Source organism: Erythrobacter sp. (assembly GCF_023653175.1).
Classification (GTDB): Bacteria; Pseudomonadota; Alphaproteobacteria; order Sphingomonadales; family Sphingomonadaceae; genus Erythrobacter.
Window position 1 is genome coordinate 21,520 of record NZ_JAMNXL010000006.1, and the last position, 16,180, is coordinate 37,699.

A 16,180-nucleotide genomic window follows, 5' to 3' on the forward strand; every position below is an offset into this window, starting at 1 on the left:
CGGATCAGGTGAGGCGGGCGGCAACCGCCGCGCGCAAGGGGGGCAGCACCTCGGCCTCGAACCACGGGTTCTTGGCCATCCACAGGCGCGACCGCCAGGCGGGGTGGGGGAGCGCGACCCGATTGCCGAACTGTCCGAAGGCGCGCACGCGCTGGGTCATGGGCCAGCCCTTGGTCTCGGGCAGATAGCGGGCCTGCGCATGGGTGCCGACGAGCAGGGTTAGCCGGTCCTCAGGCAGGTGGCTGAGGACGGCGTCATGCCACTGCGGCGCACACTCGCGGCGCGGCGGGGCATCGCCGCCCGCCGCCTTGCCGGGGTAGCAGAAGCCCATCGGCATCTGCGCGAGCCTTGCCTCGTCGTAGAAGGTGGGCTTGTCGATCCCGAGCCAGCCGCGCAGCCGGTCGCCGCTGTCGTCGTCCCATGGCACGCCCGAGAGGTGCACCTTGGTGCCGGGTGCCTGGCCGATGATGAGGATGCGCGCGGTCGCCGAGAAGCGGGTGATCGGGCGCGGGCCCAAGGGCAGGTGCGCCGCGCACAGGGTGCAGGCGTTGATGGCGGCCTTGAGGTCGTCGATGCTGTCCTGTGCCCCCTCTGCGGGTGCGCTCATCCCTCGACCAGCTCGGCGAGGGTGAGCCAGCGCTCTTCGGCCGCGTCCTTCTCGGCCCGCGCATTGGCGATGCCTTGCGAGATGGCGGCGAAGCGGGCGGGGTCGGTGGTGTAGAGCGCGGGGTCCGAGAGCAGCGCCTCACCCTTGGCGATCGCGGCGTCGAGTTCGGCGATCCGGGCGGGCAGGATCTCGTAGTCGCGCTGGTCCTTGTAGGACAGTTTCGGCGCGGCGGCGGGCCGGGCGGTGGCGGCCGGTTGTTGAGCAGTCGTTGCACGGTCGTGCGCAGGTGGTTGCGCGGTCTTGCCGGGCTTGTGCGCGGGCCGTCGCTTGGCTTCCCAGTCGGCGTAACCGCCTGCGACAATGTCCACCTTGCCCGACCCGTCGAGCCCCAAGGTGACGGTGACGGTGCGGTCGAGGAAGTCGCGATCGTGGCTGACGATCAGCACGGTGCCGTCGAAATCGGCGATGACTTCCTGAAGAAGATCAAGGGTTTCAAGATCGAGGTCGTTGGTCGGCTCGTCGAGCACCAGCAGGTTGGCGGTGCGCGCGAACTCGCGGGCGAGCAGGAGGCGCGAGCGCTCTCCGCCCGAGAGGATGCCGATCTTGGTGTCGACGAGGCCGGGATCGAACAGGAAGTCCTTGAGATAGGCCATGACATGCTTGCGCACCCCCCGAACGTCGATCCAGTCGCCGCCCTCGGCCAAGACCTGGCGGACCGTCGCGCCCGGTGCGAGGAGTGTCCTCTGCTGGTCGATCATCACCCCCGACAAGGTGCGCGCGTGGGTGACGGAACCGGTGTCGCTCTCGATCTCTTTGGTGAGCAATTTCAACAGCGTGGTCTTGCCTGCGCCGTTCGACCCGACGATTCCGATGCGGTCGCCGTTCTGGATGCGCAAGCTGAAGGGCTTGATGACCGCGCGCTCCCCGTAAGTCTTTGAAATATTTTCGGCGACGATCACCGACTTCGACTTGAAGTCATCGTCGCTCGCCAGTTTCAGCTTGGCAGTGCCCGCGCCCGAGATCATCGCCGCCCTGACGGCGCGCATCTGGTGAAGCTTCTCGAGCCGCCCCTGGTTGCGCTTGCGCCTTGCGGTCACCCCGCGCTCGAGCCAGTGCGCCTCGATTTTCAGTTTCGCATCAAGGCGATCCGCGTTGCGTGCCTCCTCGGCGTAGACGGTCTCCTCCCACGCCTCGTAGCCGCCGAAGCCGACCTCCTTGCGCCGCATCGTCCCGCGGTCGAGCCACAGGGTCGCGCGAGTCAGGCGGGTGAGGAAGGTGCGGTCGTGGCTGATGGTGATGAAGGCACCGCGGTAGCGCGAGAGCCAGTCCTCGAGCCACTCGATGGCGGCAAGATCGAGGTGGTTGGTCGGCTCGTCGAGGAGGAGCAGGTCGGGGTCCTGCGCCAGCGCGCGGGCGATCGCGGCGCGGCGCTTCTCGCCGCCGCTGGCGGTGGCGGCCGGGCGGCTCATGTCGATGCCGAGCTGGCCGGCGATGGCCTCGACCTCGTGTCGCTCAGGCGGATCCTCGCCGCCGATGGCAAAGTCCATCAACGTCGCATGTGGTGCAAAGTCGGGGTCCTGCTCGAGCGACACGATGCGCGTGCCCGGCTTGACGCGGCGCTGGCCCCTGTCGGGCTCGAGCCGCCCTGTGACGAGGCGCAGAAGCGTGGTCTTGCCCGCGCCATTGCGCCCGATCAGCGCCAGCCGGTCACCGGGCAGCACATGCAGGTCGATCGGCGCCGCGCCGCTGGTCGGGGTCGGCCCGCCGAACAGCCAGCGGCCGCCCTGCTGCAAGGCCACGCCTTCGAGCGAGAAGATGGGAGGCTGTGCCATGGTGCGCCGCACCTAGGGACTGCGCGGCCAAGCGGCAAGCCTGCGTATCCCGCGTGGTTCAGTCTCGCGAAAGGCGAGGCGTTCCAAAGGCGCGGCTAATCGGAGGAATTGCATATGTTGAAGCCTGCCACCCTGTTCGCTGCCGCCTCGGCGCTGATGCTGCCCGCTGCCGCTTTCGCCGCGCCGCAGGTCAATCTTGCGCCCACGGGGCCGGTGGTCGAACTCAGCATCTACGAGAGCATCGATGCCTCGCCCGATCAGGTCACGATCGGCGCGGGCGTCACCACCACCGCGCCCTCGGCCAGCGAGGCGATGCGCCAGAACGCGGCCGAGATGACCAAGGTGATCGCCCGCATCAAGGCGCTCGGGATCGCCGAGAAGGACATCCAGACCGCTGGCATCGCGCTCGGCCCGCAATATGACTATCAGGACAGCGGGCCGGTCTTCCGCGGCTATCAGGCCAGCAACCGGGTGAGCGTCATCCTGCGCAAGATCGACGATACCGGCCGCGTGCTCGATGCGCTGGTCGAAGCGGGCGCGACCGACATCGGCGGACCGAGTTTCACCATCGCCGACGACACCGCCATCAAGGAGCAGGCCCGCAAGGCCGCCGTCGCGCGCGGCGCGGCGCAGGCGCGGGCCTATGCGGCGATGCTCGGCTATGCGGACATCCGGGTGCTTGCCGTTGCGGAGAGCATCGAGGGCAGCGTGCCGCTCTACGCGGCCGCCAAGACGGTGGCACTCGAGGCGACCTCCACCCCGATCCAGCCCGGTCGGGTCTCGACCGGGGTCAACGTGACGATCACCTACGAATTGGTCGGCAAATCCGCCGCCGGAACCGGTTAAGCCATTCACGGCTTGTTCAATGGACATCTGCTAGGCACAATCCTGTCATGAACCTTCGCTCCGCCATCCTCCTTGCCTCGCTTGCCGCCGCCACGCTGGCGGGTGCGCCCGCGTCTGCGGAGCCGGACAAGCTGCGCGGCGAGCAGGGCGAGGCGCGGCGCGAGGCGCAGGCAGGCAACATCATGCGTTCCGGCGAGATCGAGGCGAAGATCCTGCCCCAGATGCGCGATGCCGAATATCTCGGCTTTGCCTACGATTCGACCGCGCGCGCCTATCGCCTCAAGTTCATCAAGGATGGCCGCGTCACCTATGTCGATGTCGACGCCCGCACCGGGCGCATCATCGGCCGTTCGCGCTGACGGCGGGCTGATGGGCACTGAGCGGGGGAAAGCGGCCCGAAGGGCGCAAGCGCCTTGCTTGACGCCTGCGGCCCAAAAGCGCACGAACCCAGCGGACATCAATCAGGAAACCGGGGACCCATGCGCATTCTGATCGTCGAAGACGAACCGACCCTTGGCGCACAGTTGAAGGCGACGCTGGAGGGGCAGGGCTATGCCGTAGACCTCTCGGTCGATGGCGAGGACGGGCACTTCATGGGCTCGACCGAGGATTACGATGCGGTGGTGCTTGACCTTGGCCTGCCCGAGATCGACGGGCTGACCGTGCTCGGCATGTGGCGGCGCGAGGGCCGGGCCTTCCCGGTGCTGGTGCTGACCGCGCGCGATTCATGGAGCGACAAGGTCGCAGGCCTCGATGCGGGCGCCGACGATTACCTCGCCAAGCCGTTCCAGACCGAGGAACTGATCGCCCGCCTGCGCGCGCTGATCCGCCGCGCGAGCGGCAATACTTCCTCTGAACTCACCGCCGGTGACGTGCGGCTCGATACCCGCTCGGGCCGGGTGACGCTCGCAGGCGAGCCGGTCAAGCTGACCGCGCAGGAATACAAGCTGCTGAGCTACCTCATGCACCACAAGGGCAAGGTGGTGAGCCGCACCGAACTGATCGAACACATCTACGATCAGGACTTCGACCGGGATTCGAACACCATCGAAGTCTTCGTCACCCGCATCCGCAAGAAGCTCGGCGCAGACGTGATAACCACCATCCGTGGCCTCGGTTACAGCCTCGACGACCCCGCCGACCAGCCGCGCGCCTGAGGCGCCGGCCGGCGGCGGCGATGCCTCCGTGACCTTGCCTGCGGGCGGGGCGAAGGACGTGCACGAGGCCGCCCCGGCACCCGCCGTTTCCAAGCCGCGCGCCAGCCTCGCCCGGCGCATGGGGCTGATCGCGGCGGGGTGGATCTTCGTGCTCCTGCTGGGCGGCGGCCTCGCGCTCGAACGCACCCTGACCTCGCAGGTCGAGGCCAATTTCGACGAACAGCTCGATTACCAGCTCACCGCGATGATCGCCTCGGCCGAGATCGATGCCAGCGGGGAGGTGTGGTTCTACCGCACGCTGGGCGACCAGCGCTTCCTCGAGCCCGGCAGCGGGCTCTATTGGCAGATCTCGGGCGGCAATTTCGAACCCTGGCCCTCGCGCAGCCTGTGGGACCGGACGCTGAAGCTCCACGGGGCCGAGGGGAAGGGCGCGCACTTCGACAGCGAGGTGCACATATACAATTCCGACCAGTTCGCCGGCGAGCCGCTGCGGATTGCCGAGCGCACTGTGATCCTCCCCGGAAGCGAGACGCGCTGGACCTTCGCGGTTGCCAGCGCCACCGAGCAGATGGACACGCAGATCGGGCGCGTGCGGCTGATCCTGATCTGGAGCTTTGCGGTGCTCGGCCTCGGCCTGCTTGTCATGGCGCTGCTCCAGATCCGCTACGGCCTCTCGCCCTTGCGACGCGTGCGCGCGGCGATTCAGAACCTGCGCACCACCGGCGCGAACCGCATCACCGATCCCCTCCCACTGGAAGTGCAGCCGCTGGTCGAGGAGCTGAACGCGCTGCTCGAACATTCCGAGCGGCAGGCCGAGGAAGCGCGGCGGCACGCGGGCAATCTGGCACATGCATTGAAGACCCCGCTCACCGTGCTCACCAATGCTGCGACCGCGCGCGCGCCCGACCTCGGCGATGCGGTGATGCGCGAGACCCGGACGATGCAGCGCCATGTCGACCACCACCTCGCCCGCGCCCGCGCCGTCGGCCGCCGCGCGGTTGGGCATGCGCGCACCAATGTGATGGCGAGCGCCGAGGCCGTGCGCCGCGCGGTCGAAAGGCTCTATCCCGAGGGGCGGCTGGACATTGCGGGCGACCGGGAGGCGCTGGTCTCGCTCGAACGGCAGGACCTCGACGAACTGCTCGGCAACCTGATCGAGAACGCGGCGAAGTATGGCGGCGGCTCCGTGTTCGTCACCATCGACCCCGACGAGGCCGAGCGCGACCCGAAGATGTGCCTCATCTGGGTCGAGGATGACGGCACGGGCATTCCCGAGGCCGAGCGCATCCGCATCTTCGATCGCGGCGTCCGGCTCGACACCGGCAAGCCCGGCACCGGCCTCGGCCTTGCGATCGTGCGCGATGTGGCGGAGATCTACGGCGGCAGCGTTATGCTCGGGGAGAGCGAAGATCTCGGCGGGCTGCTGGTCGAACTGCGTCTGCCGCGCGCCGATTGAGCCTGCGCGAAGGGTTTTTTCAGCGCCAGCGTTATAGGGGCGAAGACACCGCCGCAAACAGGCCATTTGCGAACCTATGAACACTGCGACCGAGCCAGCTCCCGCGACCATGCTCGCCCCGCCGCCGGGCGATGATGCGGCGTGGGCGGCTCGGGTGGCGGCGCGCGAGCCGCAAGCCTTGCGGGAGATGATCGCGCGGCACGGCGCGGCGCTCCACCGAGTCGCCTATCGGATGACCGGCGACGCGCACGAGGCCGAGGACATCGTGCAGGAGGCGATGCTGCGACTGTGGGACAATGCGCCCGCCATCGCGGCCAAGCATCCTGTCGGCAGCCAGGCGGCGGCGCGGCTCAGGCTAGGCGGCTGGCTCCAGCGGGTGGCGACCAACCTCGCCATCGACCGCCTGCGCCGCGCCCGGCGCCTGTCGGGAGGCGAGGTGCCCGAGGAGGAGGACGGCGCCCCGCTGGCCGATGCAGTGATCGAGGCGGGTGAGCGCGACAATCTGGCGCGCTCGCTGGTGCTCGGCCTGCCCGAACGCCAGCGCGCCGCGATCGTGCTGACCTATTACGAGGAGCTGCCCAATGCTGAGGCGGCCGAAGCGATGGATATGAACATCAAGGCCTTCGAAAGCCTGCTCCACCGTGCCCGGACGGCGCTGCGGCAGGCCCTGACGGCGCAAGGAGATGCGCCATGAGCGTGAACGAACAAGCCAACAGGGGCACCGGCCCCATTGCCCCCGGCAGCCCGCTCGCGCGTGTGCTGGACGGCTACGGTGCGCCCGATCTTCCCGCAGGCTTTGCCGAGCGGGTGCTCGCCGCTGCCGAAGCACGCCCCGCTCCGCTCCCCGACCTGCGCCGCCCTGTGCGCAGCCGCCGCTGGCGGATAGGCCAGCGCATCGCCATCGGCGTCGCCAGCTTCGGCGCGCTCGCGAGTGCGGCGGCGGCGACGGGCCTGCTCGAGCAGCTCGCCATCCCCGTGCCCTCGGCCAACAAAGTGTGGGCCAGCCTCACCGGCAGCGCGCCGGCCGCGGCCGCGCCCGAGCCGGTCGTCGCCGCGCCCGCGCCTGCTCCCACCTCCGCAGCCGTAGTCATCGACGGCCCGATCGACACGCCCGAGGAATTGCAGGAGACCTTCCGCCGCGTCGATCAGGTGCGCGCAGGCCGCCGCGAGGAGCGTCGCGCGATCATCGACCAGCGCATCAAGTCCGAGATCGAGCGCCGCCGCGCCGCAGGGCTCCCTGTGCCTGCGCCCGAGGAAGAGGCGCGGCTGCGCGCCCGGATCGAACAGGCGGTCACGGCCCGCGAACAGCGCGCCGATGCCGCCGCCGCCGCACGGCGCGAGGCGATGCAGCGCAAGGTCGAGAACGGCGAGGCGCTGACCCGCGAGGACATGACCGGCCGCAAGCCGGTCAGCCCCGAGGCGCGCGAGCGGTTCCGCGGCCTGCGCGACCTGCCCCCCGGCGAGCGCGCCAAGGCGTGGCGCGAGCTGTCGCCCGAGGAGCGCCGCGCGCTCGCCGACGAGCTGCGTGCCCGCCGCGCGGCGCGGTTGCCCCAGCCACCTGCGCCCGAGCCTGCTGATGTCCCGGCACAGGACACCCCGCCGCCTTCCGAATGAAATTCTCCGGCGGCCGCGAAGGGCATTTGCGGCTGCGGCGTTGAAGTCTTGTCACCGGCAGCGCCTCAGCTTGCCGCCGCCGGGACAGATCAACGCCTTGAAGGCATGGAGGAATGTGACGATGTTCAAGACCCCGATGATGATCGCCTCGCTCGCCGCAATTGCGCTTGCCGCGCCTCTTGCCGCGCAGGAGAAGAGCCGCACCAAGACCTATGATGGTCCCAACGCCACCGCGACCAAGACCACCACCGTCAACCCCGAAACCGGCACCGCCACCCGCGACCGCGCGGTGACCAACGTCAGCACCGGCAAGACCGCCACCAGCAGCGCCGTGCGCCAGCGCACCGAGACCGGCTCGACCATCGGCGTCGTCCAGACCGGCCCGAACGGCGGCACCCGCAGCCTCGAGGGCGAGCGCGTGCGCACCGAAGGGGGCTCGACCTTCACCGGCAGCGCCACCGGTCGCGGCGGCCAGACCTACGGGCTTGGGGGCAGCCGCAGCCGTGACGGCCAGGGCAATTCGCAGGCGAGCCAGAGCGTCACCAACGGCGCGGGCGAGACCATCGCCGCGCGCGACCGCGTCACCACTCGCGGCAATGGCCAGGTCAGCACCACCGTCAACAAGACCCGCGCCCAGGGCGTCTCGCGCCCGCCGCGCGCTCGCCGCCCGCGCGGCTGAAGATCACGATTGCGCCGCTCCGGCAGGCGGCGTGGCCCCGCTCGCCTGCCCGTTGTTCTTGCAAAGGAGCGCGCGTTCTGGGGCACGCCGGCCGGACAAGCGGCGGCGTGCCCCTTTTTTGCACGCCCGGTTCACCGCCGGTTCAAGCCCTCCAAGCGACTGAATTCGCGTAGCGCTTGTCTGGAGGCGATGACGTGAACCGAGGCCCCCGCACCGTCCTGATCCTCGCCCCGTTGCTGCTCACCGGATGCGCCGCGGATTCGCTCGAGGCCGAGCGCACGGTGTTCCACAACCCCTATGCCCCGGCGGCCCTCGACCCGGACGGGATCGGCCCGCAATGCGAGACCACCGCGCGGGCTGGTGATGCGACCTGTCTTGGCGTGCCGCTCACGCGGAAGGGGCGGGGCAATGCCATCGGGGTGCCGCTCGCCGAGGGGCCGCGCCTCACCCGCGCCCAGCGCCGCCTGCTGCGCGAGCGTGCCGAACTGCTTGAAGCGCTGCGCCAGCAACCGGCGATCCCGCCGCCGCTTCCGCCTCCGCCACCGATAGCCGCGCCAACGCCGGCGCCGTGAACCGCCTCAGCCCGCTGCTGCGCGTTCGTGGTGGCGGATCACCTCGTCGATGATGAAGCGCAGGAACTTCTCGGAGAACTCGGGGTCGAGATCGGCCTCCTCCGACAGCTTCCTCAGCCGCGCGATCTGGCGCGCCTCGCGCTCGGGATCGGCGGGGGGGAGGGTGGCTTTCGCCTTGTACTCGCCCACGGCTTGCGTGATCCGGAACCGCTCGGCCAGCATGTGGATGATCGCCGCATCGATATTGTCGATGCTCTTGCGGAAGCCTGCCAGAATCGGATCGGGCTCGGTTGGGTGTTGCGGATCATGCGCCATCGCGCGCGAAACTAGCAGCAATTCTGCGCTTGCCAAGCACGCTGGGGCCGCCCTAGGAGCCAAGGCAGCATGAGTGCCGACATCATTCCCATGCCGCGCAAGGCACCGACGCTGGATCCGATGCTGTCGCTGACGGCCGGCGGCATGAATTCCGTGAACGCGGTGATCCTCGACCGGATGCAGAGCGAGATCCCGCTGATCCCGCGGCTGGCCGGGCACCTGATCTCGGGCGGCGGCAAGCGGCTGCGGCCGATGCTGACGCTCGCAGGCGCGGAGCTGGTCGGCTACCAGGGCACGCGCCACCACAAGCTTGCCGCTGCGGTCGAGTTCATCCACACCGCTACGCTGCTGCACGATGACGTGGTCGACGGCAGCGAGCTGCGGCGCGGGAAGGCTGCGGCCAATATCATCTTCGGCAATCCCGCGACCGTGCTGGTGGGCGACTTCCTGTTCAGTCGGGCCTTCGAACTGATGACCGAGGACGGATCCTTGCGCGTCCTCTCGATCCTCAGCCGCGCCAGTGCGGTGATCGCGGAAGGCGAGGTCTCGCAGCTTTCCGCCCAGCGCCAGATCAACACCAGCGAAGAACAATACCTCCACATCATCGGCGCCAAGACCGCTGCGCTGTTCGCTGCCGCCAGCCAGATCAGCGCGGTGGTGGCCGAGTGCTCGGAGGAGCAGGAGCGCGCGCTCGAGGCCTATGGCCGCAACCTCGGCGTCGCCTTCCAGCTGGTCGATGACGCGATCGACTACGATTCCGACGCCGCCGAAATGGGCAAGGATCAGGGCGACGATTTCCGTGAGGGCAAGATGACCCTGCCGGTGATCCTCGCCTATGCCCGCGGCGGGGAGGATGAGCGCAAGTTCTGGAAGGACGCTATCATCGGCCACCGCTCGTCCGACGCGGACCTTGCTCACGCGATCGGGCTGATCGGCAAGCACAACGCGCTCGAAGACACCCGCGAGCGCGCGCGCCACTTCGCGCACCGGGCGATCGATGCGATCTCGATCTTCCCCGATGGCAAGGCCCGGGCCGCCATGGCGGAAGCTGCGCAATTCGCGGTCGCGCGCGGGCACTGAGCCAGCTATCGGCGGGGCGATGACCCCCGACCTTCCCATCACGGCCGTCCTCGCGCAGATCCGCGCCGCGCTTGGCGTGGCGGGCGCTGCTGTGCTCATCGCGCCGCCAGGGGCGGGCAAGACCACAGCAGTCGCGCTGGCCCTGCTGGGCGAGGCATGGTGCAGCGGCCAGATCATCATGACCTCCCCCCGCCGTGTCGCCGCCCGCGCCGCGGCCGAGCGCATGGCAGAAATGCTGGGGGAGAAGCCGGGCGAGACCATCGGCTACATGACCCGGCTCGACAGCAAGGTTTCAGGCCGAACCCGCATTCTGGTGGTGACCGAAGCCATTCTCGTGAACCGGCTGGTCGACGATCCCGAGCTGCCCGGTGTATCCGCGCTGCTGTTCGACGAGGCGCATGAACGCGCGCTCGACAGCGATCTGGGTCTGGCGCTGGCGCTCGAGACCCGCGCGGTGCTGCGCGAAGATCTCAGGGTGCTGGTGATGTCGGCGACCATCGACGGCGCGCGATTTGCCCGGTTGCTGGGCGAGGATGCCGCGATCATCGAGAGCGAGGGGCGCAGTTTTCCGCTTGCGATCAAATGGCTTGGCGGTGACGCCTCGCAAGGCATCGAAGATCGGGTGGCGGCCGCCGTGATGACCGCATGGCGCGAGGATGCGGGCGACATCCTCGCCTTCCTCCCCGGCGTGCGCGAGATCGAGCGGGTCCGCGAGCGGCTGGAACCGCGCCTTGCGGGCACGCCGATCCATCCGCTCCACGGCCAGATCGAGCCCGCCGCCCAGCGCGCCGCGATCCGCCGCGACCCCGAGGGCCGCCGCCGGATCGTGCTGGCGACCGCGATTGCCGAGACCTCGCTGACGCTCGATGGGGTGAGCGTGGTGGTCGATTCCGGCCTTGCGCGCCTCGCGGAGTTCGACCGCGCAGCGGGCACCACGCACCTCGTCACCCGCCGCGCCAGCCAAGCCTCGGCGGAGCAGCGCGCGGGGCGCGCGGCGCGGCAGGGGCCGGGGGTGGCCTATCGCTTGTGGGAGGAGGCCGCGCATGCCGGGCTCCCGCCTTTCGCGCCGGCCGAGATCATGCAGGCCGACCTTGCCCCGCTGCTGCTGCGGCTGGCGAAGTGGGGCACGGCGGACCCGGCTGCGCTGGCGTGGCTCGATGCGCCGCCCGACTCCTCGGTGGCCGCGGCAAGGCGCGCGCTGGAGGGTTTGGGCGCGATTGACGGGGCCGGGCGGATCACCGCGCTCGGGCAAGCGATCGCGAGCCTGCCGATGGCGCCCGATCAGGCCGCAGCCGTGCTCCATGGCGCGGCGGCGGGCGTGGGCGAGGATGCGGCGCGGCTGGTCATGCTGCTCCAGGAGCGTGGGCTGGGCGGGCGCGGCGAGGACCTGATGCAGCGCCTCGCCCGCTGGCGCGGCGACCGCGCGCCGCGTGCTGTCGCTGCGGCAGGCATTGCGCGGGGCTGGGCGGGGCAGGGGGGCAAGCTCGCCAGCGTGATCGGCGAGAGCCCCGCCACGGATGCGGCCGAAGCCATCGCACTCGCCCGACCGGATTTCGTCGCGCGCCGCCGGGATGCCAGCGGCGAGCATTGGCTGAGCGCCGGGGGCAGGGGCTACATCCTCGACCCGGCCTCGCCATTGGCCCGCGCCGAGTGGATCGTGGTCGGCGACGCGCAGGGCCAAGCCAAGGGGGCGCGCATCACCGCAGGCGCCGAGATAGCCCCCGAACGCATCCCCGCACTGTTTGCGAGCGAGCTTCAGGAGCGCGTCACAACCCGCTGGAACAACGAGAAGAACCGCGTCGAGGCACGGCGCGAGCGCCGCCTTGGCGCGATCATTCTGGCGAGCGCGCCCGAAGCCTTGCCCGATCCCGCGCTGCTTGTGGATATACTTGTGGAGAAGGCGCTGGAGAAGCTGGGGGAACTTCTGCCCGCCGGCTTCCTCGCCCGCGCCCGCTTTGCCGGGGTCGAGGCGGTTTCGCCCGAGGCCCTGAGTGCGCGCGCCGCCGACTGGCTCGCCCCGCTGCTCGCCGGCCGCCGCGATCTAGACCTGCCGCCGCACCGCTTTGCGGACGCCGCGCTGGGCCTGCTCGACTGGAACGGACGGCAAGCGCTCGACCGCGCCGCGCCCACCCACTTCACCTCGCCTGCCGACACCCGGCACCCCATCGATTATGCGGGCGACGATGCTCCCAGTGTGGAGGTGCGGGTGCAGGGGGTTTTCGGGCTCGACGTGCAGCCGATGATCGGGGCGACGCCGCTGCTCCTCAAACTCACCAGCCCCGGCGGGCGCCCGGTGCAATCGACCCGCGACCTGCCCGGCTTCTGGCGCGGTAGCTGGCGCGATGTGGTCAAGGACATGAAGGGTCGCTATCCCAAGCACCGCTGGCCCGATCAGCCATGGCTCGAACGCCCGAGCATGAAGACCAAAAACGCCTTCAACCGCAGCGATTCGTGAGTTAAGGGCCACCCTATGAGCGCACGCATCTATCAGAAGCCCAAGCACGCCATGCAGTCCGGCAAGGCCCACATCGATGAGTGGGTGCTCGAGTTCGAGCAGTCGGAAGCCCGCTTCGCCGATCCCCTGATGGGCTGGACGGGCAGCGCCGACACCCAGTCGCAGGTGCGCCTGACCTTCCCCGACAAGGACGCCGCGCGCGCCTATGCCGAGAAATACGGCATTCCCGCGCGTGTGCTGGCCACGCCTCCCAAGCGGCTCAAGCTCCAGGCCTACGCGGATAATTTTCGCTGAGTTGACGTTTCGGTTCGCCGACGCCATATGCCCAACCGGGAGTCGGGTGGACGTTTGCGTCCGCTCACCGTGTCAGGTCCGGAAGGAAGCAGCACAGGTGGATTGCGGCGGGTCGCCCGGCTCCTTTTTCACCCACGTCGCCGCCATGCCTTGCATGACAAACCGCGTCCGAGCGCCTAGCTTGGTCCAATGAGCGATTCCGATCCCGAACTCCCCGAGGAAGACACCGGGCCGACCGCTGCCGAGCTCGAGGCGGCGGGGCAGAATGCGCTTTTCGGCGATCCCCTGCCTGAGCCTGCACTCGCCCCGGTGGCCGCGCCCGTCGCACCGCCGCCAGCGCCCGCTCAGGCTGCTTCCAAGCCGTATCGCGTGCTCGCCCGCAAGTATCGCCCGCAGACCTTCTCCGAGCTGATCGGGCAGGAGGCGATGGTGCGCACACTTGCCAATGCCATCGCCCGCGACCGGCTGGCCCATGCCTTCCTGATGACCGGGGTGAGGGGGGTCGGCAAGACCTCGACCGCGCGGCTCATCGCCAAGGCGCTGAACTGCGTCGGCCCCGACGGGCAGGGAGGGCCGACGATCGACCCCTGCGGCGTCTGCGAGCCATGCACCGCGATCGCCGAGGGCCGCCATATCGACGTGATCGAGATGGACGCGGCCTCCAATACCGGCGTCGACGACGTGCGCGAGATCATCGAGCAGGTGCGCTATGCGGCCGTCTCGGCGCGCTACAAGATCTATATCATCGACGAAGTCCATATGCTGTCGCGCAATGCTTTCAACGCTTTGCTCAAGACACTTGAGGAACCGCCGCCGCATGTGAAGTTCCTGTTCGCCACCACCGAGGTCGACAAGCTGCCGGTCACGGTGCTGAGCCGGACCCAGCGCTTCGACCTGCGCCGTATCCCTGCGCCGATGCTGGCCGAACATTTTGCGCGGGTCTGCGGCCTCGAAGGCGTCGAGGCGGATACCGAGGCGCTCTCGATCATCGCCAACGCTGCCGAAGGATCGGTGCGCGACGGGCTCTCGATCCTCGACCAGGCCATTGCCCATGCCGACCTCGACGGCGAGGGCAAGGTCACCGCCGCCCGCGTGCGCGACATGTTGGGGCTTGCCGACAAGAGCGCGCAGCGCCGGCTGCTCGGACATGTTTTGTCGGGCGATGCCAAGGCTTTGCTGGCGGCGGTTGACGAACAATATGCATTGGGCGTCGAGCCGCTCGCGCTGATGCGTGCGCTGATGGACCTCGTCCACCGCGTCACCCTCGCGCAGGTCTCGGGGACTGCGCCCGATGGCCCGTCCGAGGACGAGCGCGCCGCGCTCGCCGATTTCGCCGCGCGGCTCGGGCCGGCGGAATTGCACCGGTTGTGGCAATTGCTCCTCAAGGGCCATGACGAGGTGCGCACCGGGCCCGATCCGCTGGTTTCGCTGCAGATGGCGCTGCTGCGCATCCTCCACGCCGCGCAAATGCCCGATCCGGGCAAGCTCGCACGGCGAATCGAAGAGTTGGCGGCGAGCGGCCTCGCTGCCGCGCCCGCGCCTGCCGGTGCCGCTCCGGCGCCCGCGCCCGTCGCCAATTCGTCCAACCAGGGCCCCAATCAGACCTGGGCCGCACTGGTCGACGAGATCGACGCCTCGGGCCAGCTGCGCATCGCCCAGATGATGCGCGACCGGGTGCGGGTGATCGAACTCGGCCCCGAACGCCTCGTTTATGAGCAAGCCGACAATTTCCCCGATGACCCTGCGCCCGAGATCCGCGAGGCGCTGTTCAAGCTCACGGGCAAGCGCTGGCAGATCGAGCGTGGCACCGGAACCCCGCAGCCCAGCTTGCGCGAAGCCGCCGAGGCCGCCGCCGCTGCCGAGGACGCGCGCATCCGCTCCGATCCGCTGGTCAGAGCCGCCTTCGAAGCCTTCCCCGATGCCGAGCTGATCGGTTCGGAACCCCGCGCCGCCGCTGGCGGTAGCCCCCCCTGGAATTGATGGAGTATCCCCCGATGAAGTCGATGGAAGAGATGATGGCAGCCGCGCAGCAAGCCGCCGAGACCATCCAGAAGCAGATGAACGAGATGCAGGTGAAGCTCGACTCGATCGAGGTCGAGGGCACGGCGGGCAGGGGCCTCGTCAAGGTCCGCGCCAGCGCCAAGGGCCGCATCCTCGGCGTCGCGATCGACGACAGCCTGATGAACGCCGACGACAAGCAGATCCTCGAGGATCTCGTCGCCGCCGCCTTCAACGACGCGCGCGACCGGGCGGATCGGGTGTCGGAACAGGAGATGAAGGCCATGCAGTCACAGATGGGCCTGCCGCCGGGGTTCAACCTGCCCGGGCTGGGGTGAGGCCAGTGGCGGCACGCGGCGCGATGCTGGTGACCGGAATGCTGCTCTCGGTTGCCGCCATTGGTTCTGCAGGCCGCGCGCAGGACCAGGGGGCGGCGCAGCCTCCGTCCGGCGCTGTCATCCAAGCTCTTCAGGAGACAAGGATGGGCCCGGTGTGCTGGGCGGCGATCGTGGAGTCCATCCGCCAGGTCGGCACCCGCTGCCATCCGGGAGAGAACCCCGCGCTTGCCGTTGAGCTCGATCAGGCCACTGCGCAGCTTGGCGCGATGTTCGTGGCGCGCGGCTGGACACCGCAGCAGCTTGAGGGCTTCCGCCGTCAGATGGGCGAGGCCGACACGCCCACCGAAAAGCTCTGCGCGAATACCGAGGCGACCGAGATGTATCGCGGTTTTGCCAGCGCGGACATGGCCGATCTGCGAGCGACAACCGAGACGATGCTTGCCCGGCCCGGCCCGCCCCAATGGGGCGCTTGCCTCTAGACGACCTTTCGTCCGAAGCCTCCCTGCGCGGCAGGCGCGCGGGCGGGGACGGGCTTGCTGGGTGAGGATGCGGCCGGCGGTTCAGGCTCCGCCTCCTCCCGCGCCTTGCGGTGCTGCATGTAGCGTTCGAAGGCTGCGTCGGCGTCGAAGTCCGACAGCGGCTCGGCATCCTCGGCAAAACGGCTGCCGCCTTGGGGCTTGCGATAGGTCTTGCCCGTTGCCACGCCCCACAGGTCGGCCAGTGCGCTGCGCAGACCGCGCCAGATGCAGATGTTGCCTGCCGCCACCATCAGCAGCTTGGGGAGGGTGCCGGCCAGCCCTGTGTCCATGATCGCCTGGGACGCGCCTCCGCCGTGCAGCGCGACGGCGGCAATGTTGAGGCCGAGGCCGCAGGCAATCCAGATCACGGTCTTCATCGCGCGTCGCTCCGGTTCGCACGGATCCCGGAATAGCCGGTG

The 16,180-nt window shown here is 69.4% G+C and carries 18 protein-coding genes and 1 other RNA gene; 15 read left to right on the top strand and 4 right to left on the bottom strand.

The genetic code is table 11. The features are described from left to right. Positions 1-4 precede the first annotated feature (4 nt). Positions 5-607 carry a uracil-DNA glycosylase family protein gene (locus NBV68_RS01550; RefSeq protein ID WP_296306641.1) on the bottom strand — a complete coding sequence of 201 codons (603 nt, stop codon included), beginning with the start codon at positions 605-607 and terminating at the stop codon, positions 5-7. After that, positions 604-2,439: an ABC-F family ATP-binding cassette domain-containing protein gene (locus NBV68_RS01555; protein ID WP_296306643.1), complete on the bottom strand. Its 1,836-nt coding sequence runs from the start codon at positions 2,437-2,439 to the stop codon at positions 604-606. The genes NBV68_RS01550 and NBV68_RS01555 overlap by 4 nt, the downstream gene beginning before the upstream one ends. 114 nt (positions 2,440-2,553) lie before the next feature. Between NBV68_RS01555 and NBV68_RS01560 the strand changes: the two genes are divergently transcribed. The 8 genes from NBV68_RS01560 (at position 2,554) to NBV68_RS01595 (ending at position 8,763) form a co-directional block, all read left to right on the top strand. Further along, positions 2,554-3,285 carry an SIMPL domain-containing protein gene (locus NBV68_RS01560; RefSeq protein ID WP_296306645.1) on the top strand — a complete coding sequence of 244 codons (732 nt, stop codon included), beginning with the start codon at positions 2,554-2,556 and terminating at the stop codon, positions 3,283-3,285. Positions 3,286-3,332: 47 nt separating this feature from the next. Further along, positions 3,333-3,644 (top strand): PepSY domain-containing protein, encoded by a 312-nt coding sequence (locus NBV68_RS01565; protein WP_296306647.1) that lies wholly within the window; start codon positions 3,333-3,335, stop codon positions 3,642-3,644. 120 nt (positions 3,645-3,764) lie between these two features. Then, entirely contained in the window at positions 3,765-4,442 is a 678-nt protein-coding gene (locus NBV68_RS01570; RefSeq protein WP_073976149.1) for a response regulator transcription factor, read from the top strand. Positions 4,443-4,560: 118 nt separating this feature from the next. After that, the gene (locus NBV68_RS01575; RefSeq protein ID WP_296306686.1) at positions 4,561-5,898 is read left to right on the top strand and encodes a HAMP domain-containing sensor histidine kinase; all 1,338 of its coding nucleotides are present in this window, start codon (positions 4,561-4,563) and stop codon (positions 5,896-5,898) included. A 76-nt stretch (positions 5,899-5,974) separates the two neighbouring features. Continuing rightward, positions 5,975-6,592: a sigma-70 family RNA polymerase sigma factor gene (locus tag NBV68_RS01580; protein WP_296306651.1), complete on the top strand. Its 618-nt coding sequence runs from the start codon at positions 5,975-5,977 to the stop codon at positions 6,590-6,592. Beyond that, complete coding sequence (locus NBV68_RS01585; protein WP_296306653.1) at positions 6,589-7,512, top strand: hypothetical protein; 924 nt, start codon at positions 6,589-6,591, stop codon at positions 7,510-7,512. Before NBV68_RS01580 ends, NBV68_RS01585 begins: the two co-directional genes overlap by 4 nt. A gap of 121 nt (positions 7,513-7,633) precedes the next feature. Continuing rightward, positions 7,634-8,191, top strand: coding sequence for a hypothetical protein (locus NBV68_RS01590; protein WP_296306655.1), 558 nt, complete (start codon positions 7,634-7,636; stop codon positions 8,189-8,191). A 194-nt stretch (positions 8,192-8,385) separates the two neighbouring features. Beyond that, positions 8,386-8,763: a hypothetical protein gene (locus NBV68_RS01595; RefSeq protein ID WP_296306656.1), complete on the top strand. Its 378-nt coding sequence runs from the start codon at positions 8,386-8,388 to the stop codon at positions 8,761-8,763. A 6-nt stretch (positions 8,764-8,769) separates the two neighbouring features. Here NBV68_RS01595 and NBV68_RS01600 read toward each other — a convergent pair whose 3' ends face one another. Then, positions 8,770-9,078 carry a chorismate mutase gene (locus NBV68_RS01600; RefSeq protein ID WP_296306688.1) on the bottom strand — a complete coding sequence of 103 codons (309 nt, stop codon included), beginning with the start codon at positions 9,076-9,078 and terminating at the stop codon, positions 8,770-8,772. Positions 9,079-9,147: 69 nt separating this feature from the next. Here NBV68_RS01600 and NBV68_RS01605 point away from each other — a divergent pair, with 69 nt between their 5' ends. The 7 genes from NBV68_RS01605 (at position 9,148) to NBV68_RS01635 (ending at position 15,722) form a co-directional block, all read left to right on the top strand. Further along, on the top strand, positions 9,148-10,158 hold the full coding sequence (locus tag NBV68_RS01605; RefSeq protein WP_296306658.1) for a polyprenyl synthetase family protein: 1,011 nt from the start codon (positions 9,148-9,150) through the stop codon (positions 10,156-10,158). A gap of 19 nt (positions 10,159-10,177) precedes the next feature. Then, on the top strand, positions 10,178-12,613 hold the full coding sequence (gene hrpB, locus NBV68_RS01610) for an ATP-dependent helicase HrpB (protein ID WP_296306661.1): 2,436 nt from the start codon (positions 10,178-10,180) through the stop codon (positions 12,611-12,613). 15 nt (positions 12,614-12,628) lie between these two features. Continuing rightward, entirely contained in the window at positions 12,629-12,907 is a 279-nt protein-coding gene (locus tag NBV68_RS01615; RefSeq protein ID WP_296306662.1) for an ETC complex I subunit, read from the top strand. Between the two features lie 35 nt (positions 12,908-12,942). Continuing rightward, positions 12,943-13,037: signal recognition particle sRNA small type (ffs, locus tag NBV68_RS01620), an RNA gene on the top strand. Between the two features lie 59 nt (positions 13,038-13,096). Further along, a complete protein-coding gene (locus NBV68_RS01625; protein ID WP_296306664.1) occupies positions 13,097-14,887 on the top strand; it encodes a DNA polymerase III subunit gamma/tau in 1,791 nt (596 codons plus the stop codon). Between the two features lie 14 nt (positions 14,888-14,901). Further along, positions 14,902-15,243 carry a YbaB/EbfC family nucleoid-associated protein gene (locus NBV68_RS01630; protein ID WP_296306665.1) on the top strand — a complete coding sequence of 114 codons (342 nt, stop codon included), beginning with the start codon at positions 14,902-14,904 and terminating at the stop codon, positions 15,241-15,243. Positions 15,244-15,248: 5 nt separating this feature from the next. Next, the gene (locus NBV68_RS01635) at positions 15,249-15,722 is read left to right on the top strand and encodes a hypothetical protein (protein WP_296306666.1); all 474 of its coding nucleotides are present in this window, start codon (positions 15,249-15,251) and stop codon (positions 15,720-15,722) included. On the opposite strand, the gene NBV68_RS01640 is transcribed toward NBV68_RS01635, so the two are convergent. After that, the gene (locus NBV68_RS01640; RefSeq protein WP_296306667.1) at positions 15,719-16,138 is read right to left on the bottom strand and encodes a hypothetical protein; all 420 of its coding nucleotides are present in this window, start codon (positions 16,136-16,138) and stop codon (positions 15,719-15,721) included. The two genes, NBV68_RS01635 and NBV68_RS01640, sit on opposite strands and share 4 nt — an antisense overlap. Positions 16,139-16,180 lie beyond the last annotated feature (42 nt).

Excerpts from the sequence above, each read along its gene's own strand:
- NBV68_RS01550 (WP_296306641.1), bottom strand. The coding sequence starts at position 607 with ATGAGCGCACCCGCAGAGGGGGCACAGGACAGCATCGACGACCTCAAG.
- NBV68_RS01555 (WP_296306643.1), bottom strand. The coding sequence starts at position 2,439 with ATGGCACAGCCTCCCATCTTCTCGCTCGAAGGCGTGGCCTTGCAGCAG.
- NBV68_RS01560 (WP_296306645.1), top strand. The coding sequence starts at position 2,554 with ATGTTGAAGCCTGCCACCCTGTTCGCTGCCGCCTCGGCGCTGATGCTG.
- NBV68_RS01565 (WP_296306647.1), top strand. The coding sequence starts at position 3,333 with ATGAACCTTCGCTCCGCCATCCTCCTTGCCTCGCTTGCCGCCGCCACG.
- NBV68_RS01570 (WP_073976149.1), top strand. The coding sequence starts at position 3,765 with ATGCGCATTCTGATCGTCGAAGACGAACCGACCCTTGGCGCACAGTTG.
- NBV68_RS01575 (WP_296306686.1), top strand. The coding sequence starts at position 4,561 with ATGGGGCTGATCGCGGCGGGGTGGATCTTCGTGCTCCTGCTGGGCGGC.
- NBV68_RS01580 (WP_296306651.1), top strand. The coding sequence starts at position 5,975 with ATGAACACTGCGACCGAGCCAGCTCCCGCGACCATGCTCGCCCCGCCG.
- NBV68_RS01585 (WP_296306653.1), top strand. The coding sequence starts at position 6,589 with ATGAGCGTGAACGAACAAGCCAACAGGGGCACCGGCCCCATTGCCCCC.
- NBV68_RS01590 (WP_296306655.1), top strand. The coding sequence starts at position 7,634 with ATGTTCAAGACCCCGATGATGATCGCCTCGCTCGCCGCAATTGCGCTT.
- NBV68_RS01600 (WP_296306688.1), bottom strand. The coding sequence starts at position 9,078 with ATGGCGCATGATCCGCAACACCCAACCGAGCCCGATCCGATTCTGGCA.
- NBV68_RS01605 (WP_296306658.1), top strand. The coding sequence starts at position 9,148 with ATGAGTGCCGACATCATTCCCATGCCGCGCAAGGCACCGACGCTGGAT.
- hrpB (WP_296306661.1), top strand. The coding sequence starts at position 10,178 with ATGACCCCCGACCTTCCCATCACGGCCGTCCTCGCGCAGATCCGCGCC.
- NBV68_RS01615 (WP_296306662.1), top strand. The coding sequence starts at position 12,629 with ATGAGCGCACGCATCTATCAGAAGCCCAAGCACGCCATGCAGTCCGGC.
- NBV68_RS01625 (WP_296306664.1), top strand. The coding sequence starts at position 13,097 with ATGAGCGATTCCGATCCCGAACTCCCCGAGGAAGACACCGGGCCGACC.
- NBV68_RS01630 (WP_296306665.1), top strand. The coding sequence starts at position 14,902 with ATGAAGTCGATGGAAGAGATGATGGCAGCCGCGCAGCAAGCCGCCGAG.
- NBV68_RS01640 (WP_296306667.1), bottom strand. The coding sequence starts at position 16,138 with ATGAAGACCGTGATCTGGATTGCCTGCGGCCTCGGCCTCAACATTGCC.